At 43.1% G+C, this 23375-nt stretch carries 24 protein-coding genes; 11 read left to right on the forward strand and 13 right to left on the reverse strand.

Annotated features, from left to right (window positions below; all coding sequences use genetic code 11):
* Positions 1–12 precede the first annotated feature (12 nt).
* Entirely contained in the window at positions 13–249 is a 237-nt protein-coding gene (locus LEP1GSC050_RS09030; protein WP_010570895.1) for a hypothetical protein, read from the forward strand.
* A 47-nt stretch (positions 250–296) separates the two neighbouring features.
* Here the strand turns inward: LEP1GSC050_RS09030 and LEP1GSC050_RS09035 are convergent, their stop codons facing one another.
* The 4 genes from LEP1GSC050_RS09035 to LEP1GSC050_RS09050 are packed head-to-tail and all read right to left on the reverse strand — an operon-like array spanning position 297 to position 2996.
* Positions 297–587 (reverse strand): HNH endonuclease, encoded by a 291-nt coding sequence (locus tag LEP1GSC050_RS09035; protein WP_010570896.1) that lies wholly within the window; start codon positions 585–587, stop codon positions 297–299.
* A gap of 1 nt (position 588) precedes the next feature.
* Positions 589–1578 carry a type I phosphomannose isomerase catalytic subunit gene (locus tag LEP1GSC050_RS09040; protein ID WP_010570897.1) on the reverse strand — a complete coding sequence of 330 codons (990 nt, stop codon included), beginning with the start codon at positions 1576–1578 and terminating at the stop codon, positions 589–591.
* A 4-nt stretch (positions 1579–1582) separates the two neighbouring features.
* On the reverse strand, positions 1583–2257 hold the full coding sequence (locus LEP1GSC050_RS09045) for a J domain-containing protein (RefSeq protein WP_010570898.1): 675 nt from the start codon (positions 2255–2257) through the stop codon (positions 1583–1585).
* Between the two features lie 49 nt (positions 2258–2306).
* Complete coding sequence (locus tag LEP1GSC050_RS09050) at positions 2307–2996, reverse strand: LIC_12936 family protein (protein WP_010570899.1); 690 nt, start codon at positions 2994–2996, stop codon at positions 2307–2309.
* Positions 2997–3115: 119 nt separating this feature from the next.
* On the opposite strand from LEP1GSC050_RS09050, the gene LEP1GSC050_RS09055 reads away from it, so the two are divergent.
* On the forward strand, positions 3116–3448 hold the full coding sequence (locus tag LEP1GSC050_RS09055) for an STAS domain-containing protein (RefSeq protein ID WP_010570900.1): 333 nt from the start codon (positions 3116–3118) through the stop codon (positions 3446–3448).
* Positions 3449–3560: 112 nt separating this feature from the next.
* Here LEP1GSC050_RS09055 and LEP1GSC050_RS09060 read toward each other — a convergent pair whose 3' ends face one another.
* Positions 3561–4175 carry an LIC10729 family protein gene (locus LEP1GSC050_RS09060; protein WP_010570901.1) on the reverse strand — a complete coding sequence of 205 codons (615 nt, stop codon included), beginning with the start codon at positions 4173–4175 and terminating at the stop codon, positions 3561–3563.
* 36 nt (positions 4176–4211) lie between these two features.
* Here LEP1GSC050_RS09060 and LEP1GSC050_RS09065 point away from each other — a divergent pair, with 36 nt between their 5' ends.
* Positions 4212–5144, forward strand: coding sequence for a bifunctional riboflavin kinase/FAD synthetase (locus LEP1GSC050_RS09065; RefSeq protein ID WP_010570902.1), 933 nt, complete (start codon positions 4212–4214; stop codon positions 5142–5144).
* 14 nt (positions 5145–5158) lie between these two features.
* On the opposite strand, the gene LEP1GSC050_RS09070 is transcribed toward LEP1GSC050_RS09065, so the two are convergent.
* Positions 5159–5776: a hypothetical protein gene (locus LEP1GSC050_RS09070; protein WP_010570903.1), complete on the reverse strand. Its 618-nt coding sequence runs from the start codon at positions 5774–5776 to the stop codon at positions 5159–5161.
* Between the two features lie 203 nt (positions 5777–5979).
* Between LEP1GSC050_RS09070 and LEP1GSC050_RS09075 the strand changes: the two genes are divergently transcribed.
* Together LEP1GSC050_RS09075 and LEP1GSC050_RS09080 are read left to right on the forward strand one after the other, a co-directional pair.
* A complete protein-coding gene (locus LEP1GSC050_RS09075; RefSeq protein WP_010570904.1) occupies positions 5980–7728 on the forward strand; it encodes a SpoIIE family protein phosphatase in 1749 nt (582 codons plus the stop codon).
* Positions 7725–9518, forward strand: a complete 1794-nt coding sequence (locus LEP1GSC050_RS09080; RefSeq protein WP_010570905.1) for a PP2C family protein-serine/threonine phosphatase — start codon at positions 7725–7727, stop codon at positions 9516–9518. Before LEP1GSC050_RS09075 ends, LEP1GSC050_RS09080 begins: the two co-directional genes overlap by 4 nt.
* Before the next feature lie 33 nt (positions 9519–9551).
* Here LEP1GSC050_RS09080 and LEP1GSC050_RS09085 read toward each other — a convergent pair whose 3' ends face one another.
* From LEP1GSC050_RS09085 to LEP1GSC050_RS09115, 7 genes are all read right to left on the reverse strand, one after another.
* On the reverse strand, positions 9552–10520 hold the full coding sequence (locus tag LEP1GSC050_RS09085) for a hypothetical protein (RefSeq protein WP_010570906.1): 969 nt from the start codon (positions 10518–10520) through the stop codon (positions 9552–9554).
* Between the two features lie 30 nt (positions 10521–10550).
* Positions 10551–12491, reverse strand: a complete 1941-nt coding sequence (fliD, locus tag LEP1GSC050_RS09090) for a flagellar filament capping protein FliD (RefSeq protein ID WP_010570907.1) — start codon at positions 12489–12491, stop codon at positions 10551–10553.
* A 167-nt stretch (positions 12492–12658) separates the two neighbouring features.
* A complete protein-coding gene (locus tag LEP1GSC050_RS09095; protein ID WP_232225682.1) occupies positions 12659–13192 on the reverse strand; it encodes a hypothetical protein in 534 nt (177 codons plus the stop codon).
* Between the two features lie 253 nt (positions 13193–13445).
* Positions 13446–14096 (reverse strand): hypothetical protein, encoded by a 651-nt coding sequence (locus tag LEP1GSC050_RS09100; RefSeq protein ID WP_010570909.1) that lies wholly within the window; start codon positions 14094–14096, stop codon positions 13446–13448.
* A 3-nt stretch (positions 14097–14099) separates the two neighbouring features.
* Positions 14100–15860 carry an acyl-CoA dehydrogenase family protein gene (locus LEP1GSC050_RS09105; protein ID WP_010570910.1) on the reverse strand — a complete coding sequence of 587 codons (1761 nt, stop codon included), beginning with the start codon at positions 15858–15860 and terminating at the stop codon, positions 14100–14102.
* Between the two features lie 227 nt (positions 15861–16087).
* Positions 16088–16882 carry a rhomboid family protein gene (locus tag LEP1GSC050_RS09110; RefSeq protein ID WP_232225684.1) on the reverse strand — a complete coding sequence of 265 codons (795 nt, stop codon included), beginning with the start codon at positions 16880–16882 and terminating at the stop codon, positions 16088–16090.
* Between the two features lie 161 nt (positions 16883–17043).
* A complete protein-coding gene (locus LEP1GSC050_RS09115) occupies positions 17044–17553 on the reverse strand; it encodes a DinB family protein (protein WP_010570912.1) in 510 nt (169 codons plus the stop codon).
* 181 nt (positions 17554–17734) lie between these two features.
* Here LEP1GSC050_RS09115 and LEP1GSC050_RS09120 point away from each other — a divergent pair, with 181 nt between their 5' ends.
* The 6 genes from LEP1GSC050_RS09120 (at position 17735) to LEP1GSC050_RS09145 (ending at position 23358) form a co-directional block, all read left to right on the forward strand.
* On the forward strand, positions 17735–18076 hold the full coding sequence (locus LEP1GSC050_RS09120) for a hypothetical protein (RefSeq protein WP_010570913.1): 342 nt from the start codon (positions 17735–17737) through the stop codon (positions 18074–18076).
* 49 nt (positions 18077–18125) lie between these two features.
* Positions 18126–18566 (forward strand): LIC13259/LIC11441 family protein, encoded by a 441-nt coding sequence (locus LEP1GSC050_RS09125; RefSeq protein WP_010570914.1) that lies wholly within the window; start codon positions 18126–18128, stop codon positions 18564–18566.
* 217 nt (positions 18567–18783) lie between these two features.
* On the forward strand, positions 18784–20877 hold the full coding sequence (ppk1, locus tag LEP1GSC050_RS09130; RefSeq protein ID WP_408605402.1) for a polyphosphate kinase 1: 2094 nt from the start codon (positions 18784–18786) through the stop codon (positions 20875–20877).
* Positions 20878–20880: 3 nt separating this feature from the next.
* On the forward strand, positions 20881–22311 hold the full coding sequence (locus tag LEP1GSC050_RS09135) for an FAD-binding oxidoreductase (protein WP_010570916.1): 1431 nt from the start codon (positions 20881–20883) through the stop codon (positions 22309–22311).
* Positions 22298–22669 carry a transmembrane 220 family protein gene (locus LEP1GSC050_RS09140; RefSeq protein ID WP_010570917.1) on the forward strand — a complete coding sequence of 124 codons (372 nt, stop codon included), beginning with the start codon at positions 22298–22300 and terminating at the stop codon, positions 22667–22669. Before LEP1GSC050_RS09135 ends, LEP1GSC050_RS09140 begins: the two co-directional genes overlap by 14 nt.
* Complete coding sequence (locus LEP1GSC050_RS09145) at positions 22666–23358, forward strand: lysophospholipid acyltransferase family protein (protein WP_010570918.1); 693 nt, start codon at positions 22666–22668, stop codon at positions 23356–23358. The genes LEP1GSC050_RS09140 and LEP1GSC050_RS09145 overlap by 4 nt, the downstream gene beginning before the upstream one ends.
* Positions 23359–23375 lie beyond the last annotated feature (17 nt).

Here is a 23375-nt window from a genome sequence, read left to right on the forward strand (position 1 = left end):
GTTTCGAAAGATATGCTCCTCTATCGAAAGAAAATCGGTTTTTTCACAATATTGATTTTATTAACCTTTTTCGGAACCGCTGCAGCATGCAATAACGGTAAGCAGAATTGTCATCGCCAAGTGCAAAAGGACGCGGATATTACCCAAAGTTTAGAAGTCGCTTGTGCTCTTAATCCGTCCGATAGAAATCTCTGCAATTTGGCTCTAATCCAAGCCGCGATCCCGTATCAATGTTTTTCCGCTCACTGAGAAGATTCGGATCGAAAGTTTAGCAATCATCGAAGCAAAGAATAAAATTAAAAATCTTCGAACGGAAGTTTGTTTTTCTTCGCATTATTACATTCTTTGCAAGCAGGAACCAAATTTGCCTTAACGGATTTTCCTCCCTTTGCGATCGGAATTAGATGATCCATCGTCAGTTCTTCGGGAGGGAATTTCTTTCGACAATAGTAACAAATTCCGTCCGCTTTTTTCTTTTTCCACCAGGGAGTTTTACGGAGATCCTTTGCAATTTGTCGTTGTTTACGAATTTCTTCTTCGCTGACCCATATAATCGGCTCGTCCGGAATGAAAGATTCGCCTGGCATTTTATTCGAAGGATATCCAATCCGATCCGGGACCGGACCAAGAAAGTCGAAGATTCGAAGACAAGGAACGGGCCGAGACACCCGCGCGAATTCCGGCGGCAGTGATCAGCGCCGTATCCCCTTTTTTCAACTCCAACTTCTCGTCGATCGAACATCTACCTTCTAAAACCATTAAAATATGAAAAACCGGTTCTTTTGAAAAGGAAGGCAGACTAAATTCCGATAAACTTTCAATTTCCAAAATTTCCATCCTGAATTTATCGTTTGCCGTAAGCAAAAGACGCTTTCCATGTTTCCAACTCAACGCTTGCGGAGTCAGTTTGCCGTTGGAATGTAGTCCGGAATAATCCAATACGTCCAAAGCTTTCTTTAAATGTAACTCTCTGGGGCGACCATAATCATAAACTCTATAGGTGGAGTCGGAAGATTGCTGAACTTCCATCAATAGGATTCCGCTACCGATGGCGTGAATTTTTCCAGGATTCAACAGAAACGAGTCCAATTCTTTTACCTGAATCACGTTTAAAATTTCTTCGGCCCGATTTTCCGAAACCAAATTTTCGAATTCTTCACGATTTGTTAATTTAGAAAAACCGCAAACTAGCTTTGAATTCGAATCGGCTTGCAGGACCGTCCAGGCTTCCTTCTTTCCGGAACTTTGCGGATCGAATTTATCCGCATATTCGTCGTCGGGATGCACTTGAACGGATAATTTTTCCTTAGCATCGATTAATTTTACCAGGAGAGGAAACGTCTGACCTACAAAAGGTTTTCCTAAAATTTCTTCGGGGTTGGACGTATAAACGTCTCGAAACGTGCGGCCTGAGGCAGGACCGTTATCTATAACGGAAAGATCCTCGCCATAATCGGAAATTTCCCAGGATTCTCCGATTTCCCCTTCGGGCAGATTTCTACCCAAAACGGTTTCAAGTTTACGACCTCCCCAAACTTTCTCTTTGTAAATAGGTCGGAATTTCAGAACCTTCTGCATAAGCCTATTTTTTATCGCCCTTATAGAGTTCAATTTTAACTTTTAAATGCCTCTTTTTGAAATGGGTGAAAGTATCCGGGCGAAATCCGGATAGATCTAACGTATAAATCCTTCCAGGAACGAGTGTGCCAGGTCCTGAACTCCATTTTAAATAGCGAAAGCTCTTGTAAGTTCCTTTTCCGTTGCAAGACCCGCAATTCAAATCGGAACCTCTGCATTCCGGGCACAAAACACGTACGACTAGAGGAATCTCGGCAAGAATTTTACCTGCTAATTCCTCATCCTTCAAACGAAGGCAGATATCATGATAAATTCCGGTATATCTTCTACGATCTCGATTCCGAATTCCGGCGCGAAGCAAGCCTCGCTTTGCAAACTCGACTGCCTGAGCGGAAAATATGATTCTAGACGGGGGAATTAGAAAAGTTTGTAAGGAAGGCTGAGTCGTCGAGTCCTTCCGACGAGCGCGCAATTCGGAGTCAAAACGACTTCGCTCGTCCGGTTTGATAAGAATTTGATACGAGCGTACGATCTTTAAAAAAATTTCAGAGGAACCTGTGATGCCGTTATCCGGATGGAAGACTTTGGCCAATTTTCGAAACCTGGCCTTGATCACTTCCGTCTCAGCGTCGCTCGTTACTCCTAGAATTCGATAATGGTCGATCCAAATTGCATCCATTCGTTCGACCTAATTTCGATCCCTTACCGATCGAAATTCAAAAGAATAATTATTTCGATTGAAATTCTTGGAAAGATCCGCCCTGATCCAAACCTTCCAGCATGGTATCGACGTCGTGCTTGTCCGCTTGGATGGTTCCTTCCACATATTTTCCGATTGCTTGAACGACTTCCACCAAATTATTTCTGTACGATCGTACCAATTTTATTCTTTGGTTGGGGTTTCTTATGTTAGACAAATTATACGACTCTTCTTGGGTTCCCGCATCCGTTTTTTTCTGCACGAGCAAAACGATACTGCTTGGGTCCGAGGCCGGAACATTGTCGTTCTTTAGCTCGCCGATTTCGTCGTTTACGGGTCGGAGTTTCGTAACGAGAGACTTACGAGTTATGAACCGAATTCCTTCCAGCTTTAATGCCCCTTGTCCGCCGGAAACTTTTAGATAAAACTTTTTATCAAAGAGATATTTTTCGCGACTCGGAAATTCATACATTTCCAAGGCGGGAATAAATTGGAAATATTCGTTGTTAACGATTTTCTTCCTCTTATTTAGAAAGGAAAGGAACTCTTCGATCAGTTTATGAAAATCTTTGATATCTTTCGTAAGCCCTTCCAAGTCCTTTGCTTGAGTGGGTTTGTATGGGAGAATTTTGATTTGACCGTTCGACTCAAAGTCTTGCGCAAAGACGGAAGTAGAGAGTAAAAAAAATAAAATGACGGAAGACGTTACTTTCTTCATAAGTTCAGAATCCGAATGTTCCCTCAATACTAATGTCGTCCTTTATCTCAAAAAGCCCGGTTTTTTCCTAAAAATTCGTTGAATTCAGGCCGGATTCTACGAAAAGGGAAGGGATCGATATGGAAATCAGCATCAGAAAATCTGGCGAAACGAACGTAATCGGCTTATCGGGCAGTTTGGACATTTACACGTCCATCGATCTGAAAAACTTTTTCGAACAAAATATAGACCGAATTAATAATAGCGTAGTAATTAATCTCGAAAAATTGAACTACATCGACTCTTCCGGAATCGGGATGTTGATCAAACAACTCAATTATGTCCAAGAATTGAACGGTAAATTTTTTATCGCGAATATGAAACCCGCCATCGAGAAAGTATTTAAAGTCGCCGGATTGACTTCTTATTTTCAAACTTTATCCGAATCAGAGTTTACCGCCAAGTATCCGTAAATTATGTCCCAGCCGCCTAAAGAGTGATTTGCGGATCATTTGTTCTGTCTGCACAAGGAAAGTATTAAGTTCTTCTTAGGCATATTCGGAAAGTTCGGATAATGGAAATTTCTTAAAGTTGAGAATAGGACAAAAAAACGTCCCAAATCCCCCAAAAACGACCCTTATCCCCGCTAGCCGGCTCAAGCCTCAATAATAAACGTCCGTCGATTAGCTCCGAAGGATCTACCGAGATTCGGACTGGCGGAGCCGGCGAATACAAGGATCGGATATATAAAGCGTGATCGGGGAATCGCACCTTCGCCTTCTCCATTCCGTTTGCGAAAATTCGGAGCTCTTTTCTAGGAAGTTCGGCGGCGCTTTCCGTCCGATCAAACAAGGTAAGGTCGAAATAAACGTAGATAGTATCTTTTCGATCCGGGTCCGCAATTAGAAGAATGTTCAAACCTTCTTCCGGAATCATTCTGCATTGGTTATCGAATAGAACGCCGGTCCCGGCTCCGGGCGCAGGATCTTTGCGATCCGGAGCCAATTTTAATCCGTTGTGGAGGGCCCATACGGACAATTCGGGGAAGGTTCGATAATCTTCGGATATATACGATTCACCCCCCATCGGCTTAGAAAAATTCTCGTAATTTTTCGTTTTCCGATTTTCCTCGCTAGCCGGACCCTGGCTCGGAGTGACAAGGAATAGAGATAAAAAAAGGGTGAGCCGGATCCAATACATCCTGTTTATATTATCGACCGCCCATCCGGAGGAAACTTGAAAATTCTTAGGAGCCTAGAGAACTTACGGGAAACTTTACGCAGTCCCACTGTCCTGACTCTTGGAAATTTCGACGGAATTCACTTGGGCCACCAGGCCCTGCTTGAAAGAACGAAAGAAATTTCGATCGAAAAGGGACTTCCGTCTGTCGTGATTACTTATTATCCAAACCCCGCTTTAGTCCTCGGAAAAGATAAGGACCTAAGGAGCTTAACAACTCAGTCGGATAAAGAATCCTTAATCGAATCGTTCGGCATCGACTGGTTGATCATCGCGCCTTTTACGATGGAATTAGCAAGTATGGAAGCGGAAGATTTCCTGAAAACCATTCTGATCGACGAATTGAGCGCAAAGGCAATCCTGATCGGCTTCAATCATTGTTTCGGCAAAGCGAGGCGTGGAAACTATGAATTGTTAAAGGAATACGCGCAACAGTACGGTTACGAACTTGAAAAACTCGACCCGGTTTATCTAGGTGATACTAAACTTTCCAGTTCTTATATTCGATCTCTTTTAAGAGACGGCGATGTTGCGAATGCGGAAGAATGTTTGGGTCGAGAGTTCTCCGTATCCGGACAAGTCGTGGAAGGACATAAACGTGGCCGGAAAATCGGGTTTCCCACCGCTAACGTCAAACCTTCTCCCGAACTGATTTTACCGGGAATCGGGGTCTATGCCGGTAAAACGGAAATCGACGGAAAATATTATGATTCTATGATTAATATTGGCAATAACCCGACGTTCGGCGACGAACAACTTAGTTTAGAAAGCCATATTTTTGATTTTTCAGGTGACTTATACGGCAAAACCGTCCGGATTCTTTTTTCGCGAAGGATTCGTTCGGAAATTAAATTCTCCGGCGTGGACGCTTTAATTGCACAGTTAAAGCAAGATGAAGTGATATCTAGAAAGATACTTTCCGAATATTGAACTCGCTATTTTCTTCAATAGGTTTCGGAATTTCCCGAACTTTTCGGAAAAAAATAACCGCCGAATAAAGGTATGGCTGGACGTCCTAGAAGAACCCCTTCCAGATCGTTCGGAGGAGTATAGCGCAATATATTCGTAAATAATTCTATCGGAATATGTTCCTGCCAATCCGGTACTTTTTTATAAAATCGATCCCAAGTTAAGATCTCGTCTTCGTTCAGTTTCAAATCGATATTCCGTTCTTCTCGATCAACCGTCCTGAACCAGGACACCATTTCACTTAATAATTCAGATTTAGTCAAAATAGGAATTCCATCGGGCATCTGAATTACATAGTTAGGTTCGTATTCACGAAGGCATTTGGTATTTGAGCAAATTATGGTATGAATTTCCTCGTGGTAAGCGGCCCAATCGCGCAATCGACCCCTATTTTTTTGCCAGAGAATCGATGTTCGCTCCCCACAATCGGGACAAATACAGATGGGAATAAAAGAAACGCCTTTGAGAGACAGAATCGGGTCTTCGATTTGGACTAGATCGGAATCGGAAGACATTAGATATGGTGAATGCTTTTCGGAATCAATAGGTTCAACTTTCTTTTTTGTCGAATTCCCCCTATCATCGTTATCCATATTCAATTCCTTTAAACGACCTTAATTTAAAATAAAAGGCGTCTAACGCAACCTATTTTTAGCCGTTTTTTTAGGATCAAAATACGTCTCGGGAAATCCTCGTTCAAACCCTCATTTTTCGCAGGAAACAAGCCCGTCGAGTCGTCAGAAGGGATTGATTTCCGCATCCGATCCGGGTACGATGCCTTTGGCAAAGCCGGTTTATGAATCATTATTTATTTCTTCCGATCTCTGCCTTAATTATCAACAGCCTACTGATTTCCTATGTCTTTGCCCGTAGATTTAGAAGCGCGGTGATCGGAGATTTTCTCCGATTCTCGCTATTCCTAGATCTGTGGCTGGTCTCTTATATCCTATATTGGTCCTTACTGCCGGCAGAGTGGATGACTTTGGTTTTTAAACTGACCTGCTTTACTTGGATTCCGACAGGATTACTTTACTTAGAAGTTGTATACAAATTTCTAAATTTACCTTCGAAATGGGTTTTGCACTTTTTCAGATTCTTAGTTCTCTTATCAATTCTCGTAACAACTTCTACGGATTGGGTAATTAAAGGCTCCGTTCTCTACGATTGGGGATACGAATTAGAGCCGAACTGGCTTTTTTTACCTATGAGTGCCGTCGTTGTCAGTGGTCCGGCTTATTTGGGCCTTTCACTCATCCTGATAGAGCGATTTAAGACGGATAGCGAAACGATACGGAAACAGCTCGATCTTTTGATAATAGGTTCGATAATCGCATTTTCATTAAGCGTTTATACAGAATTGTTAAACTTAGACGAAAACGGTAGATTCTTATCTCCTCCGTTGACTCCTGTCTCCGTTACAATCCAAGCAGTTTTTATCTTTTTAGCGATTACTAGATACGGATTTCTGAACATCAGTTTGGAAAGAATCGCTGTCGAGCTATTTCGGGATATCCATGACGGAATAATTTTAGTTAAGAAAAACGGGGAGTTCTTTTTTGCAAATCAGTCGGCCTTGCACTTACTCAGGATTTCGCCTTCTCAAAACGGTTTTTTCGATCCGAATCAACATTTCGTAAACTACCATGAGGATTCGGATTCGCCCCCCCGAGAATTTCAACTTTCGGGTTCTACTGGACACGTTTTTGTGGAATTGACTAAATCCTCCATCCGTATTTCCGAGGAAGAATCGGGAATCCTATACCTATTGCGCGACGTGACGGAAAGAAAAATTTCCCAAGAAAAGATTCATCAACTCTATTCTCATATCGTTAATGATCTGGAGATAGCGAGAGTGACACAATCTTCCATAATCACTCAAAAATTTCCTAACAAGGAATCGTATCGAATTTATTCCTTCTTTCAGCCTATCGAGAAGGTCGGCGGAGACATGCTTCGCGTGATCGAACATCCGTCGGGACGAGTCGATATCTTATTCGCCGACGTATCCGGGCATGGTATCGCCTCCGCCATGGTCGGTGGAATGCTTTCCATTACGTTTCAAATTATATCGCAAAAGCTCCTATCTCCTAAGGAGAGTTTATTTGAAATTCATAATATACTATCCAAGGTGGTTCTGCATCACCATATTTCCGCGGTATTTGCAAGCTACTATCCCGACGAAAATCGCCTTGATTTTTCGTATGCCGGGCATCATCCGATTCTTATCCTTAGGAACGGAGAAGTGATATTGCTAGAAGGAGAAGGTAGGATCATACTAGCGGTGCGGGAATTATTACTGAATGATTATACTTTCCGGTTACATCCTGAGGATAGAATCGTTTTTTACTCCGACGGATTATTCGAAGTCAAGAACGGTGTAGGTGAAATTTTAGGTTACGAAATATTCTTAGATTGGCTAAAAGATATGGCGACGCGCGATACTTTATCGCTACTCGAGGCATCGCAAAGAAAAGCCGTCGATTTTGGCCACGGAAAGCATAATGACGATTTAGCAATGCTTGTCATCGAAGTAGGCGGACAGTGAACCCTTATCTCCTAATTCCTCTATTTGCTCTCTTCTTAAATTTATACCTATTTATTTACGTCATTGCCTTAAAGGGAAGACATAAAGTGGTCAACTTCTATCTTCTTTATTCGGCGGATTTAAGCTTATGGATCATTTCGACCATCCTGTACTGGTCATTTCTCCCGATAAATTGGATGACCTGGGTAATGAGAGCTACGTCCATTTCTTGGCTGCTTTCCGGAACTCTATTTTTAGAATTCGTATTCTCTTTTTTATCAAAAAATCCTAATATTCTTTTATATTTATTCCGCGGGTTTTCCATAGCGATCTTCCCCATCGCCCTGACGACGGATTGGATTGTTGCAGGCGTAGAGCGAAAATACTGGGGGGATATTATTTCGCCGGGTATTTTTTACGTTACTAGCCTAAATCTATTGATTATCGCTCCGGCAATTTACGCAGTATTTTTACTTTTCGTCGAATCTCGGGGCAAGGCCTCGGCGCTGCGTAAACAATGTTTTTTACTTTCTTTAGGCACGCTCTTATCTTCGTTAATGGGTTATCTCACTACGATTCTTCCCCGGATTCTTTTAGACGGGAATTTGAGTTTTCCGCCTCTGAGCGGCAGCGCTTCGGTAATCCAATCCGTTTGTATATTCATCGCAATCGCCAAATATGGATTTTTGGAAATTAGATTGGAACGAATCGCATTACAACTTTATTCTAAGCTAAGAGAGGGCGTGATTCTCCTTTCCCAAAATGGAGACCTCCTCTATTGGAACCAAAGCGGTCGTGAAATGTTAGGTCTTTCCGCTAACAGTCCACCTCCCGAAAAATTGGATTTATCTTCGTATTTGGAAGGCTTCCCCGTCAAACCTTTCGCAAGAATGGACTTCAGAAGCAAGACGCCGAAAGTGTCCGCTGAAGCAAGCGTCCTCGATATTATGCTTCCGTCGTCTCAAACTAGATTTTTGGAGGTTTCTCGTTCGGAAATTCCTTTATCAGGGAGAGATAAGGGACATGTCTTTATTTTACGGGACGTTACTGATAAAAAGGAAGCTTCGGAGAAAATCAGCTTACTTTATTCAAGAGTGGTTAAAGATCTAGATATCGCTAGAGAGGTTCAGAATACGATCACCACCCAAGCGTTTCCTGAATCCGATAAATATAAAGTTTATTCCTATTTTCGTCCCTACGATCACGTCGGCGGGGACGTATTGAATTGTTCCGAAACGAAGGACGGCTGTATCGAAGTTTTGTTCGCGGACGTTTCCGGTCACGGGATTTCTTCCGCTATGGTGGCAGCTATGGCATCCATAGCGTTTAGTGTCGTTTCCAGAAGAGGATCCCCGCCGAAGGAAGGTCTTTTATTTACGAACGATTTGCTTACATCCGTAGTAACTCAGCATTTCATATCGGCCGTATATTTGAAGTACGACCCATCCTCAAGAATGCTTGAATATAGTTACGCAGGGCACCATCCCGGCTTACTTCTTAGAAACGGGGAAGCTCAGGAAATTCCCGGAAAGGGCGGAGTATTATTGGCGGTGGGAACTCCTATATTAGAAGAATATAAAATAGTATTAAGGCCGGGAGATCGGGTTTTATTTTATTCGGATGGATTATTCGAAGTCCGAGGATCGAAAGGTGTCCCGATGGGAAACGCTACTCTAATCGAAGCCGTTCGAAAATTATCCTTTCAGGACTCGGAAAACTTAATCCGTTCGTTGGTTTCATATTCCGAGTCCTTCGGAGACGGGGTCATGACAGACGATTTAACGCTCTTCTGTCTGGAAATTAAAGGTTAACCGTCGATTTTATACTTCGGTTAACCCCCAGGTCTAAACGGATAATGAATCCGCCTGCTCTTTTACTTTTTCCAGAAACGGAAGTAATTCGTCGATTGCTGTCGGAATTTCGTATTCTATAATATCGCCTGCGCGTATGATATCTTTTTCCTCTAAAGCTACCGCTACACTTGCCAACGTATCGTTTAATTCGTTGGTTTTTTCCTCGAATGACTTACCGGATATCGAAAGATCCGTAAAATTCAATCCCGGCAATTTTTGGCGGAGCGTAATGAAAGAAGTCAACAATACGTTAATTTGCGAAACCGATTGCGTAAGTAGGTGAGTGGCCACCTCGTCCCTGCCTGCTTGATAATTCTCGTTTACTTTCACGAAACTTTGCTTCAATGAGGGAACTGCCTTAATAAAAGTGTCCAGTATTTCCCGTAACGTAGGCAGATCCAAATCCAAGACGGAAGCCCTTGCGATCAGGTCCATCGTAAAAAGCTTAAGGTCTCTAAGATTTTCCAAAAACTCTTCGATTGCGGCGACTCCATCGAGTTTTCCCGCTCTTTGAATCAATGAACTTAGAATTTCCTCGACATTGCTTCCCGTTCCCATAGGCTTAATATGGTCGTATCTGAGTTTTAACATCCTGCCGGCCGAACGCAAGAGTGAGTTAATCCAACCGACGCCGTCCACGAGCTCTTTCGATTCTTTTTCGGTTAAACTGTCGCGACCAAGAAGCGTTGTTCCGACTTTGTCTACGTAAGCATCGAGTTCGTTTAACGAACTGAGTAGAATATCCAATTCCTCTCCCACATAGAATTCCATCTTGGATGCGGAATCGATCGATTTCATTTTCATCTTGTCGGAATGAAATTCTTCTCCGTCCACAAGACATGATAAAAGAAATTTACCGTTCGATTCCACCCAACGTCCGACTGCGTCAAAAATCTCTCCGAGATTTTTTTCGTTTTCCATAGCGCTTTCAAGTCTTTGTTCGTTTACGAATATTTCCACGGTTACTCCTCCGTTTCTACTATGAGTTCTTCATTTTCCGTCATCACCACCATGACCTCGAGAGAGATTATTGTTCAGGTATGATCCTACGGCCTTATTCTTTCCGACTCCCTGCTCCATGTACAGAAACTTTTCTTTTAATTTCTTTTCGTAACTGGATAGATGAGATTCGAAGTTCTTAATTTTCTTATTATTATCAGCGAATTGCTCTTCCAAAAGCTTGATTTTACTTGTAACCAAGCCTCCCGCAAATTGAGTATATGGCTTTAGATGCTCCACGAGATTTACGCCTACGCCCGTATCCATTCTGGAATCCGAATTATTATCTTGGGCGAAAAGATGCCTTACCGCGTCCGGGTTTTCGGACAATCTCTGGGACAATTTCTGCTCGTCGACTTGCAAGAATCCTTCCTGAATATCCGCCCACTTGCTACCGACCGATCCGGTTGAGACGCCGATATCCGTCAACATACGAATCTCCGAACCGGCTAACGGCGAAAAAGAAGAGGTCGTGACGGTCTTCATTCCGGCGACCAATCTAACGATCGAATTCTCCCCGGCAAGAATTCCCGTCTTCGTCTTTCCTTCCCAAAAAGAACGACTAATATCCGGATCTTCGCCCTTACCGTCGGAAACTCCGCCTTCTCGATCTACCGCCGTCGCTTCCTTGGAATACTTTAAAACATTATTATATGCTTCTATGAATTCCTTTATCATCTTGATTCCCTTCTGAGAATCTACTTTGATATCAACGACGATCGGACCTTCGCTTTTCTTATGTAAATTCAGATTGATTCCGTCCAGAACGTCGGTTAAACCGTCGTTCTTGGAACGAGTAACTTCGATACCGTCGACGGTAAATAGAGCGTCTTTTGCCTCGACGATCGTCTTAGTCGGTTTTGCTCCCTTAAACTCCGCCGGAATAACAAGACGAAAATCCGAAAATTCTTTCTCTTTGCCGGATTGATTGACTAGGATGATATCGCGAATCTTCTTACCGTCCAACGCGGACTTTAAGATAATCTTGATCTTGCCTTCTTTATGTATCGCTGTGTCTAAAAAAATCTTTTCTTGTTCATCGACTTCGTAGACTACTCCGAGAGAAATCGTTTCCCCCTCCGTCAGCGGCTCCGATAAATTAACCTCGATTCTGGAACCCTTCTTGGCTTCCTTGGCATCGGTATGAAATTTGTACGCTTGCTTGGAACCTAGTTTGACTTTTGTAGGTTCTTTCCCTGATGGATCGGTAATGAAGGAAGGCTTGGCATCCTTATCCATGGAATATTTTTCCGGTTGAAAAACGTTGGTTTGTAAAGGTTCCAAAGCAATCGGAAAAACTTTCGGAGGTTCCTGAGGTAACATTCCAGCGACCAATCCTGCTTCTTTTAGTACGCCGTTCGGATCGTCGAATTTAAGCAAATTCTCCTTTCCGGATTGCGAAGCAGTTAAAGTAAGGACTGTCTTATCTTGGTCTACTTTGACGAGAGCCGGCTGAGCTAAACCCGCTGCTCCCGTCCGAATCATGATCGAAAGGTCGCGTATTGTTCCACCGGAGAAATCGATTTCCTTTTCGTTCTCTCCGGAAAATATCTTAAATATCCCGGCAGGAATCTTTCTTTCAGTATCGATCGGTTCGCTGGATATCTGATGAAAAGTTGCCAATTCTTTAATATCGATCTTTCTCTTTCCGCTTGCTGCAGAACGCGAAGCGTCTCCGGTAATAACTCCTTCGGGCTCCGAGACGATGGACTTAGTCGCAAATGGAGCTGTGAAAGAAGTAATTTCCCGGGTCTTATTTTGCAGTTCGGTCGTTAGTATTTTGAGGTCATTCCATGCTTTGACCTGCGCCTTATTATAACTGTTCTGCCTTTCCAGACGACGGATCGGCTTCGCTTCCAATTCTACAAGTTTCTTGACGATCTGGTTCGTGTCTTGGCCGGAACTAAGTCCCGGAATAGTAAACGCGGGCATGGTCCCCTCCTCTTATTTCCATCGGTCGTTTTCAAAAAAGCATAAGCCTTTAGAACAGGAAATATGAGGATTACGGGAGCTTTCCTTGCATAGTTATAGGACGTTAAAAAAATAAATAAAGGGACATAAAACGAGTCTAGCCCCGTTCAACGCGATCTTGTCCCATATCACATAATGGAAATCGTATATGTTACGGTTGCACCTCCGGGAACGATCAATTCGTAACACCGATAGCTTCCTGAACTCGTCATGACGCTTCCATTTGAATAGGGCGCTTGAACGTTAAATGCATCGAAATTCGAGGATGTATTCACGTTTGCCGGAGTAACCGACACATTCGGCTTCGCGATATTCAGCATTCCGCCGGAACTACCGGATGGAGAAGAGCTAAAGGTCACCGAATCGGTGGTTCCACCGCCCATGTACTCGAAGTAGAGCACCATTACGTTTGACATCCCGTAATAACCGACAGGGTTCATAACGGTGGCGGTCTTCGGCGTTCCTTTTATTAACATGCTTTGGCTATAACATGGCCCGGTTCCTACGGGAGATATTCCGCCGGCCAAGGCTACTGCCAAAAGATACCCAGGATCGGTACTTTTACTACTATAAGAGGAATTATAGCAGTTAACAAGAAAAAGCGCTCCCAAAAGGACGCAGAGGAAGAGAGGAAACTTTAAGAAGAAACTTTGCGATTTCATATATCGGTTCTCCAGGATATTACAGGCAAGAGGAATGTCTCCGCCCATTTGCCAAATCCACTTCGGCAACAATTCTTTGAAAACTAATTTGAAAAACGTCCGTTCCAGATTTAGTATTGATCGTTCGCCTCGCATTTTCGACGAGTAATTGGTTAGGCGATCTTGTACCTCGACATAGTATTCAATATATTTAAAGTATCATTGTACGTCGCTTAAAAGCGGAATGCCCGCACTGAAATCATATTCCGGAACATTAGTGGGAAACTGTAACGTCTTGAAATAAAATCTTAAATGTTCCGTTCGGCCCGTTTCTTTCCAAAGAAAAGGGTATGGATCCGATCGTTGCGTATTCTTCCCAACTCGTAGCCCGAGTCGGTTCGGAAGCGCCGTTCTTATGGTAAGTCCAATAACGTATTTTATAATCCGAATCGTAATATAGACGGTATAGGTCACCCGGCGTAAAACCGCCTTGTTCCGGATATTTGATCGATAGTCTTCGCAAGGGCCCTTTCCCGTCCGGGCGAGGCTGTGGGCCGTCGTAAGTAAGCGTTACTCCTGAATCCCAAGCCAAATGAAAAGGGAAAAGCAACCAGTAACTATCGTTAATGAATTTCGCCTCCGTTTCTTTGGAAGCGTCATCGATTTGATTTCGGTTATATCGAAATTCTTTTTCTCCATCAAGAAAGGAAACATCCTGGGTTTTGGGAGCCCATGTCCAGGTTCTCCGCACCAATTCCTTTTCGGGAGTCCAAACTACGAAGGTGAACTTCAGCTCCTTCACCTTATCGAATGAAGTTCCGCCATGAGCTAAAAATATCTTGTGAGCGATAATTTCCGGCGAGACGGAACATCCGAGCGAGGTTACCGTTAAGAACCAAATCGGATATAGAAATCGAACTTTCATAGCTTAAGCTACTTTAGCTGAAGAGACTTTTGCGCGCAATTTCGCCTTCAAGCCTTCCGTAAACGCCAAGCTATCTAGACAATAATCTTCGACATGCGCGAGTCGTTCGGATCTTAACTCCTCCGGTGTGCGCAATGTGGATTTATAGAAGAGCAGTCCCGATAATAACCTCGCCGTCGCCCAAACGATTTCATCCGCAATTTCCTCACGCTCTTCGCCGGATGGAAGTTCTTTATATAAACCTAATATATCCTTGTATCCGTCCCAGACTTCCGACAAAGTTTTAACTTCGTCGGTTGCGAAATGATTCCATTCGTTTTCGACGTATTCGCGTAGAAATCCGTGAGAAGCCATTCCGGTCACTATGCCGCCGATTGCCGCGTTCACTTGGATTTGAGAAGTTCCATCATAGATGGTAGTTATTCTCGAATCCCTGTATATTCTGGAAACGTCATAATCTTCCGTAAATCCGGCTCCTCCGTGCAATTGCACACCGTCTCCTGCAACCCGAACACAGGTTTCCGAACAATAAAATTTGGAAATAGGAGTCATCAGGCCGGCAAGCCTTTCCCAATATTTTAAAACCACATCGGATTTCAGGTCGCGTTCCGACGCGCCCTTCTCTCTCAGATGTTCGCCTCTAAAATAATACAAATCCATACTACGAGCGCATTCCATGACGAGGCAGCGCATCGCCATTGTCTCTCTCTCCATTCTTCTCAAAATCTTACGAACCGCAGGAATCTCTGCTATCGGCTTTCCGAATTGAATACGTTCCGAAGTGTATTTTTGCGTTTCGGATAACGCGGCCTGAGCGATTCCGACACCCTGTTGAGCTATGCCGACCCTTGCGCCGTTAAGCATACCCATCGTATGCTTAATTAGGCCGTGCCCTTCTTCTCCGATCAAGATTCCTGGAGCATTTTCCAAGACTACTTCGCAAGTCGGAGAGCAATGTAAACCCATCTTCTTTTCGATCCCGGCGATTTGAACGTCTTTCGATTGGACTAAAAAGAAAGATAACCCTCTCGCTCCGCTACCGGGATTTCCGGTTCTTGCCAATAAGAGTAAAATTGCAGGAATTTCTCCCGTGCCGCATCCGTGAGTGATAAAGCGTTTCGTTCCGTTCAAAAGATATGTGTTTCCTTCCTTCCGAACCGCACGGGTTCTCAGACCTGGAAGATCGGAACCATGATCCGGTTCGGTTAATCCCATCGCACATGCGAATTCGCCAGCAGCAAGTCTGGGGAGCCAAGCCTCTTTCAACTCTTCGCTTCCGTTCTTCTCGATAATTTCGGCAAGATTCACGCATCCGATCGCTATACAAACCGATGCGTCCACTCTATAAAGAATTTCTCCGAAAAAGGCCCTGACGGTCCAAGGAATTCCCAAACCGCCGTACTTTCTGGAAAATCCGGTCGGCTGAAGTCCTGCGTCACGCGCCTTTCTAACGATTTCCAACATTTTTTCGGGAAACGTAACATGGCCGTTTTCATATTTCACTCCAACTTTATCCAGTTCCGAAACATACGGCGCGATTTCCTTGCCGGCAAATTCCCCGACGGAGTCTAACAAAGTTCTATAATATTCCAACGCCTCGTCGTAAGAAGAAGGCGCAGTTGCAAATCGCTCGTCCCCTGCTTTGTATTTTTCCGCATCGGCAAAGCCGTTTTCGTAGGAATCAACAATCTCCTTCCAAGCAATGAGATGATCGAAATGCAATCGGAGATCCGGAACGTCGTTAAAGTAATTATTTTGGAGCATACGAATGAGGTCCTTGTGACTCATCAGTATGTTACGTTTGATAGTTCGGTCAATCCGTTTTCTAAATCGGCTATTTCCCTATCTAAGCTAAAATAAACACATGTTCGGTTAAACGAAGAAAGGATTCATTTGATCGTCCAACTAAAAGCGCTTTGCAAGAATCGAAGGGCTTTTTTTACAAAGAGAATCTTTTACTAAAAACGGGTTCGATTGAAAAAGCGCCTTATCTATTTAACGTGCTTATGATTGTGCAAATGCTTTTCACAATATTCATGATCCGTACATTCCACGCAATATCGAAAGTCCATTTGCGGATCGTCTTTTTCCGTAATGCCGCAAACGAAACATTTATGAACAGTCGGAAGAGAATCGACTTTGACCGATTTCATTTGAGTTCTAACGTTTCCTCTAAGATCGCGCCAGATATCCTTTCCATAAAATAGAATTAAATTAGAAAGACCGATCAATATGCCTAGTAACGGAAAGGCGGAACCGGTGATCATCACGTAAGTGATTCGGGTATAAAGCATGATTCCGGCCACCAAGAAACCCAACCATTTGATTCGAACCGGAATGATAAAGAATATGTAAATTTGCATGTTAGGGTGCCGATATGCAACCGCTAGAAACAGACATTCATAAAATAGGCTTGAGTCAACGGCAAGAGGCACATACAAAGAGAAGATCGCTCCAGCGGTGATTTGAACCGCGCCTAACCACAGATACATATTAAAGCGAGGAACGCCCAAGTCATCCTCTAAAATTTTACCCATAAAAAAGAACACGTAAACATAGAAGATTAAACCGATCCATGGGTTTCCGAAAAAGCTGGAGTTTACTTTGAATACGTAAAGAAGTATGCTCGCCCAATCTCTTTCTTTTAGGGTTAAGGGAGTGATATTCCCGAAATCCGAATCAAAAAGTAAAGAATATGCGCTCACGACCGCCGTTACTGCGGCAAAGTAACCGGTTAAGTTTTCAATGTGGAAATTTTGTGAGAAGTTTTGTAGGAAACGCTTCAATGGAAAAAAGAAATCCTTTGCTGAAAGTGCAAAATCTAAACGAGTGAATACTTTCAGTCTCTTCTTATATCGTATGAGTTTGGAAAGTCGTATCGTCAACCAATTAAACCGATTTAATCGATGACTGGAACCGCAATCTCTGAATGGCCTAAAACTCTAATCTATTTTACCGAGTGATATATCGGATTCCAAGGAATATCCGTGACGCCATAATCGAAACCGGATTGAAACAAAGCGGTTGAAATCTGACTACGATGATGAGTCTGATGATTAAAAAAATGCGTCACTAATAGCCAAACAGGCAACGTAACTTCTTTAGCATACATAAAGCTATAAAAGGTAAGGTCTTGCATTAGGAATTCCGAGGAAACCTCTTCGGTCCAATTCGAGATCGATTTGTCCAATTCCCGCCTTTTCTCTGCCAGTTCGTCAAAGGAACTAAATACTCTTTCTTTAAAATTCGTAATTTGAACGGGCCTTTTTTCAAACCTATCCAACCAGGCTAAGTCTATCAGGATTAGATGATTCCAAGTATTAGCAATGGACCCGAAAAATAATTTCCTATCCGCCTCCAATTCCTCCGCCTTTAAACTAGCACAAACGATTAATAAAGAATCATTTTGCCACCGATTATATGACGACATCGCCTTACAATATTCGATTTGAACCATAACGAATCGTGAAACTTAAACGCCCGGCAGTCAATCGATTTCCAAGAAGTAAGTAGTTCGATATGATCGTTAAGTATTTGTAAGAAATCATAAATTTATTATTAAAAACCGGTTAAGATTTTTTTAAAAAAGGTTTTGATTTTTTGGAATATTTAGGAAAGTTTTTTAGGTCTAATCCCCAATGTTGAGACGAGTTTGCATAAGTCTTTTTGTCTTGAGTTTGGCCAATCCGCCTTGCTCGGCCTCTGCATGGAAAGACATAGTGCCGCTGACTAAAGCGCAGCAAATTTCCCGTACGGAAGAATCGTCTAAATTCAAAATTCACGACGCAATCAAAACCGAACTTCTTGCAATCTCAGAATCGGAATCCAATTTTCCGAAAATCGAGACGACTGGGAATGTCGCCAGAGTTCCGTTCGCATCTTTAAAAGCATTTGAAGATTCGATCGGGAACGCACGACCCTTCGAATCGAATGATTCTAATTTCTTCACGCCTTTAAATACGATCCGCATTTTAACCTAGAGCATTGTTCCCTTTTTTGGTCCGCGACACTACCATTAGGAGAATTTATATGCGCAATGTATTTGCTTATTTAGCAGCAGCCTCGATTATCACGGCGACCGCCGTTCCGGCAGCGGAAGTAAACTTTGAAGAGAAGTTATTCGAGCGTATGGCTCGTATCTATGAGGAATTGCTTTCCAGCGAAGAACGAAAAATAAACGCGAAAGGGATCGCTTTCTTAGTAAGAGAAGCTAAGAAAAGCTCGCAAGAAACAAGAGTCTTGTATGCGAAAGCCCAAACGTTTGCGGAGTTGCTGGAAAAAGCGTCTTCCCGCAAAGACCAGGAATTTCTTTACGGCGAGCTTTCGTTGACCTTAAGCAACCTAGCACCTAAATATTCGCTTCACGCTTTTCATTGCCCAACGAGTAAGAAAGGTTGGATTGCTAAAGTTGAAACTGTCCGAAATCCATATCTGTCGGAAATGCGCGAAATCGGGGAGAAACTTAATTAAAACTCGTAATGAAACTCGGTTGTAACAACCGAGTTTCATTGATCGATCGATCTTTTTAGGGCGGTTTAAATTTCCGAATTTAGTCTCATTCGACGGGTAAACTCGCCGCTTTCTTAGCGTCGGAAGGCGACTTGACGCCCGCAACAGTACTTCTAAACAAAGAAGAAAGAAGGATTCCAGCGTGGCCCAGAAAAGCAAATCCGCCGAAACTCACCCGATCGAAAATGGAGCTCACAATTCGAAAGATCCCATCCATTTGGGGAATCCCGACATTTTTTTCGATCGAGAATTATCCTGGATCGATTTTAATCGACGCGTTTTAGAGGAAGCAAACGATCACGATAATCCTCTTTTAGAAAGATTAAAGTTCCTTTGCATTACCGAATCGAATTTGGACGAATTCTATATGGTTCGAGTGGCGGGAATTCGCAACATGCTTGCGGAAGGGAACGACGAAAATAGTCTCAACGGCCAAAGGGCTTCCGAAATCCTTTCCGAATTATCGAAGAAAGTTCAAGTTTTCGTAAAGGATCAATATGAAACTTTCGATCTTACCCTTCGGCAATTGAAAGATAGCGGAATTAATATCATTATCGATCCGAAAGAGCTCAGCGCTTCGGAGATCGAACAGATTCGCCAATATTATAAGGACGATGTTTCTCCGATCCTCACTCCTCTCTCGATCGACCCGTCTCATCCTTTCCCGCATATTCTAAATCGATCGTTGAATCTCGCGATTCTACTAAGTACAGACGACGAAAAAACCGGAATGAAAAAGGATTTATTTGCGGTAGTGCAAGTGCCTTCCGTGTTACCTCGATTTTTTCAACTTAAGAGTCAGGGTAAGGTCCGCAGGTTCTTTCCATTGGAAGCCATCATTACTCTTCATGTGGATGATCTATTCTATGGGATGGAAGTAAAGGAAATTTACCCGTTCAGAATTATCCGAGATGCGGATATCTCGATCGACGAGGAAGCTTCGGTGAAGGACCTCCTCATCACGATGAAAAAGGAAATCCGAAATCGTATATGGGGCGATGCGGTTCGGATGGACATCCACGAGGGTACCTCCCCGTTCGTTAAAAACACACTCAAAGAACTTTTAGAATTACAAGACAATGAGATGTTCGACGTGCCTTCATTATTGAATTTGAACGACACGATGTATTTCTACGGTTTGGAACATACTTCGAAATTAAAATACCCTTTCTTTCAGCAGAAACTGACTTTAAAATTCGACTCGCCGGAAAAGATTTTTGAAGCGATCCAAAGAAAAGACAGACTTCTTCATCATCCCTACCAGTCTTTTGCGGCTATCGAAGAACTTTTACGAATTTCCAGCGAAGACCCGAAGGTATTGGGAATCAAGATGACCCTATATAGGACGAGTGGAGATTCGCCGATTATTCAGCATCTTGGACAGGCCGCTGAAAACGGTAAACAAGTAACGGTCTTAGTCGAACTCAAGGCTCGCTTCGACGAGGAGAGAAATATCAAATGGGCGCAGAAGTTGGAAGAACGCGGTGTTCATGTGGTGTATGGCGTCGTCGGTTTAAAGATACATTGCAAAATGCTAATGATTGTTCGAAGAGAAGACGAGCATCTGATAAGATACGTGCATCTGGGCACGGGTAATTATAACTCTACTACGAGTAGATATTATACCGATCTAAGTTTCTTTACCGTTAACAAGGAAATTACCGAGGACGTCGCTACGATATTTAATACCATCACTAGCTATGCCAAAATGCCGCATCTGAATCAATTGGCGGCTTCCCCGCATAACTTGAAAGCTACTTTCCTGGAACTCATCGAAAAAGAAACCGAAAACGCAAAGGCGGGTAAACCGGCGCGGATCGTTTTCAAAATGAATAGCCTGGTGGATCCTCACATTATACTATCGATGTATAAAGCGAGTAAAGCCGGAGTGATAATAGAATTGATCATTCGGGGAATCTGCTGTTTGAAACCGGGGCTTCCGGGAATTTCCGAAAATATCACCGTAATCTCGATCGTAGGAAGATTCCTAGAACATACGCGTATATATTATTTCTTATCCGGCGGGGAAGAGAGTATATTTCTTGCTTCCGCCGATTGTATGCCAAGAAACTTCGAGCGACGAATCGAAGTTTTATTTCCGATCTTGGACGTAAAACATAAGGACCGTATTAAAAAAATCTTAGACGTTCAATTGAAAGACAACGTAAAAGCCCGCATCCTCCATTCGGATGGCGTATATCGTAAGCGGGAGCGATTGGAAGGGGAAAAGCCCATGGATAGTCAAATCGAGCGTATGAATTTTGCTGAATAGAAAATGAGCACACTGACACAAGAAAAACGCGCACAACTAAGGACCCTTGTCGGAGAGGAGAAAGTATTCTTTCGAGACGAAGATAAAATGGATACGGCTACTTTCTTATCGTTTGGAACCGATCGAACGAAAGTATATCCGCCGAATTTCGATATTCTTGTTTTTCCCAAAAATACCAAAGAAGTAGCGCAATTAGTGAAATTCGCGTACGACAACGATCTGAAAATCGTTCCTTCGGGTGGACGCACAGGCTACGCCGGAGGAGCCGTCGCAAGGAACGGAGAGATCGTCATCTCCTTGGTAAAAATGGATCAGGTTCTGGATTTTGATCCATTCTTCGGGTCTTTAAAAGTACAAGCAGGCATGATTACCAAGAACCTTCATAAAGAAGCGGAGGATCGAGGTTTTTATTTTCCCGTAGATTTCTCTTCCACGGGTTCTTCTCATATCGGCGGCAATATCGCGACGAACGCCGGCGGGGTTCGAGTCGTACACTACGGGTTGATACGTCAATGGGTTTTAGGATTAACCGTCGTAACAGGCACCGGAGAAATTCTCGAATTTAACGGGGAAATTCTCAAAAATAATACCGGATACGATCTAAAACATCTGTTTATCGGATCGGAAGGGACGCTCGGAATCATTACGGAATGCACGCTGAAATTGACAAGCAAGCCTTCGGACAATCGAGTTCTGTTTAGCGCAGTGCCCGACTTTTCTTCTATACTCGAGTTATTCAAGGAAACACATAACGTAAAAGTCCCGCTTTTAGCATTTGAATTTCTTACCCGTTATTGTCTGGAAAAAGTAATCGATCATTTGCATGTCCCTGACGCTTTTCCGGAAAAGAGTCCATATTATGTTTTAATGGAATTTGAAATAATGGATGAAAGGGATGAGGAAAAATTATTCTCCTTCCTGGAAACAGTGGTTGAAAAAGGGCTGGTCTCGGACGGAAGCTTGGCTTCCAATTCCCGCCAAGCTGAAACTTTCTGGAAGTATAGAGAAGGAATCAGCGAATCCATTTCAATCGATTATACCGTGCATAAAAACGACATCTCTCTTCCATTACGAAATATGAATTCTTTTTTAGAAGACATGCAGGCTTTATTGAACAGTAAGTATCCTGGATTCGAAATCGCGTTATTCGGCCATATCGGAGACGGTAATTTACATTTGAATATCGTAAAGCCTAAGGGTCTTTCGGATGCGGAGTTTTTTTCGCAGTGTAAAAGCGTAGACCCGTCCATGTTTGAATTGTTGCAAAAGCACCACGGTTCCATCAGCGCCGAACACGGAATCGGGCTTTTAAAAAGGGATTTTCTACATTTTTCCAGGACCGATGCCGAACTTGAAATTATGCGACAAATAAAGAAAACGCTGGATCCAAAAAATCTATTAAACCCGGGGAAAGTTTTGCTTGAGTCGAAATAAACTCGGACCTTTTCTTTCCAATGCATTTCGCGGTTTTACCGCACTGACTTGGGTCGTATTCGCAGGTCTTCAGTATAACGACCCGGATCCTCAAGTCTGGATTCCCGCTTATCTATCAGTAGCTGTACTTTATTGCGCCGAATGGTTCCCTTACTTTCGAGAACCCGGACTGCGCAGTTTGATTTCGGGGATATCCAGAGCTTTGGCCGGAGGTTACTTTCTTTGGGGTATTTATACTTTTTTAGAGGACCCTCGTGCGGATTTCGATTCAGAAATCTTCAGGGAAAGTTTGGGATTAGGGCTGTCCTCCATCTGGCTATTGCTCCTTCCTTTATTTCAGGGACGTGTCACAAAATGAAGATTAGATTGGAGGCGTGGCTCTCCATCTTATTTCTAAGAATCATTTATCTGACAATCCGATGGAAAGAAATTAAAATTCCAAAAACGACAGAAGACTTCTTTCGAAAAAAAAATTCTTTTCTCTTGGCTCTTTGGCACAATCAGATTCCGTACGCAATCGATCTCACCTCTTCTTACTTAGTAAAAAAGAGGGGAATGCGCATCGTCCCACTTGCATCTCGATCGGAGGACGGTGAAATGATCTCTATAGTTTTGGAACATTTCGGCATAGAATCTCGACGAGGTTCGAGTCGAAGAGGAGGCGCCGCGGGATTAAGAGCTCTTGTTAAAGAAGCTATGGACGGCGCAATTTCCTTAATCACGCCGGACGGCCCTACCGGACCGGTATACGAACTTAAGCCGGGAATCATTCAACTCGCATCTCTAACCGGCTATCCCGTCATTGCATTTTCCGCCGATTACGATCGGTTTTGGAAGGTAAACAGCTGGGACAGAACTAAAGTTCCGAAACCTTTCTCTAAGGCGATATTTACATTTACGGACCCTTTCTTTGTTCCTAAACTCAAAGGAGAAGAGCAGTTGGAGAAATGGAGAAAGAAGTTAGAGATTTTGATGTTGGAGAATTGTGGAATCACTTCGACCGAGGCGGAGAATGTCCGCGCAGAAGTTAGAGAGCGGAAGAATTAAGATCTCTTTTTAAATTT

Origin of the sequence: Leptospira broomii serovar Hurstbridge str. 5399 (assembly GCF_000243715.2) — a bacterium.
GTDB classification, from domain to species: domain Bacteria; phylum Spirochaetota; class Leptospiria; order Leptospirales; family Leptospiraceae; genus Leptospira_B; species Leptospira_B broomii.

Excerpts from the sequence above, each read along its gene's own strand:
- LEP1GSC050_RS09030 (WP_010570895.1), top strand. The coding sequence starts at position 13 with ATGCTCCTCTATCGAAAGAAAATCGGTTTTTTCACAATATTGATTTTA.
- fliD (WP_010570907.1), bottom strand. The coding sequence starts at position 12,491 with ATGCCCGCGTTTACTATTCCGGGACTTAGTTCCGGCCAAGACACGAAC.
- LEP1GSC050_RS09120 (WP_010570913.1), top strand. The coding sequence starts at position 17,735 with ATGTTGAGACGAGTTTGCATAAGTCTTTTTGTCTTGAGTTTGGCCAAT.
- LEP1GSC050_RS09075 (WP_010570904.1), top strand. The coding sequence starts at position 5,980 with ATGAATCATTATTTATTTCTTCCGATCTCTGCCTTAATTATCAACAGC.
- LEP1GSC050_RS09135 (WP_010570916.1), top strand. The coding sequence starts at position 20,881 with ATGAGCACACTGACACAAGAAAAACGCGCACAACTAAGGACCCTTGTC.
- LEP1GSC050_RS09060 (WP_010570901.1), bottom strand. The coding sequence starts at position 4,175 with ATGTATTGGATCCGGCTCACCCTTTTTTTATCTCTATTCCTTGTCACT.
- LEP1GSC050_RS09050 (WP_010570899.1), bottom strand. The coding sequence starts at position 2,996 with ATGAAGAAAGTAACGTCTTCCGTCATTTTATTTTTTTTACTCTCTACT.
- LEP1GSC050_RS09045 (WP_010570898.1), bottom strand. The coding sequence starts at position 2,257 with ATGGATGCAATTTGGATCGACCATTATCGAATTCTAGGAGTAACGAGC.
- LEP1GSC050_RS09145 (WP_010570918.1), top strand. The coding sequence starts at position 22,666 with ATGAAGATTAGATTGGAGGCGTGGCTCTCCATCTTATTTCTAAGAATC.
- LEP1GSC050_RS09115 (WP_010570912.1), bottom strand. The coding sequence starts at position 17,553 with ATGGTTCAAATCGAATATTGTAAGGCGATGTCGTCATATAATCGGTGG.
- LEP1GSC050_RS09125 (WP_010570914.1), top strand. The coding sequence starts at position 18,126 with ATGCGCAATGTATTTGCTTATTTAGCAGCAGCCTCGATTATCACGGCG.
- LEP1GSC050_RS09055 (WP_010570900.1), top strand. The coding sequence starts at position 3,116 with ATGGAAATCAGCATCAGAAAATCTGGCGAAACGAACGTAATCGGCTTA.
- LEP1GSC050_RS09105 (WP_010570910.1), bottom strand. The coding sequence starts at position 15,860 with ATGCTCCAAAATAATTACTTTAACGACGTTCCGGATCTCCGATTGCAT.
- LEP1GSC050_RS09035 (WP_010570896.1), bottom strand. The coding sequence starts at position 587 with ATGCCAGGCGAATCTTTCATTCCGGACGAGCCGATTATATGGGTCAGC.
- LEP1GSC050_RS09100 (WP_010570909.1), bottom strand. The coding sequence starts at position 14,096 with ATGAAAGTTCGATTTCTATATCCGATTTGGTTCTTAACGGTAACCTCG.
- LEP1GSC050_RS09095 (WP_232225682.1), bottom strand. The coding sequence starts at position 13,192 with ATGAAATCGCAAAGTTTCTTCTTAAAGTTTCCTCTCTTCCTCTGCGTC.
- LEP1GSC050_RS09040 (WP_010570897.1), bottom strand. The coding sequence starts at position 1,578 with ATGCAGAAGGTTCTGAAATTCCGACCTATTTACAAAGAGAAAGTTTGG.
- LEP1GSC050_RS09070 (WP_010570903.1), bottom strand. The coding sequence starts at position 5,776 with ATGGATAACGATGATAGGGGGAATTCGACAAAAAAGAAAGTTGAACCT.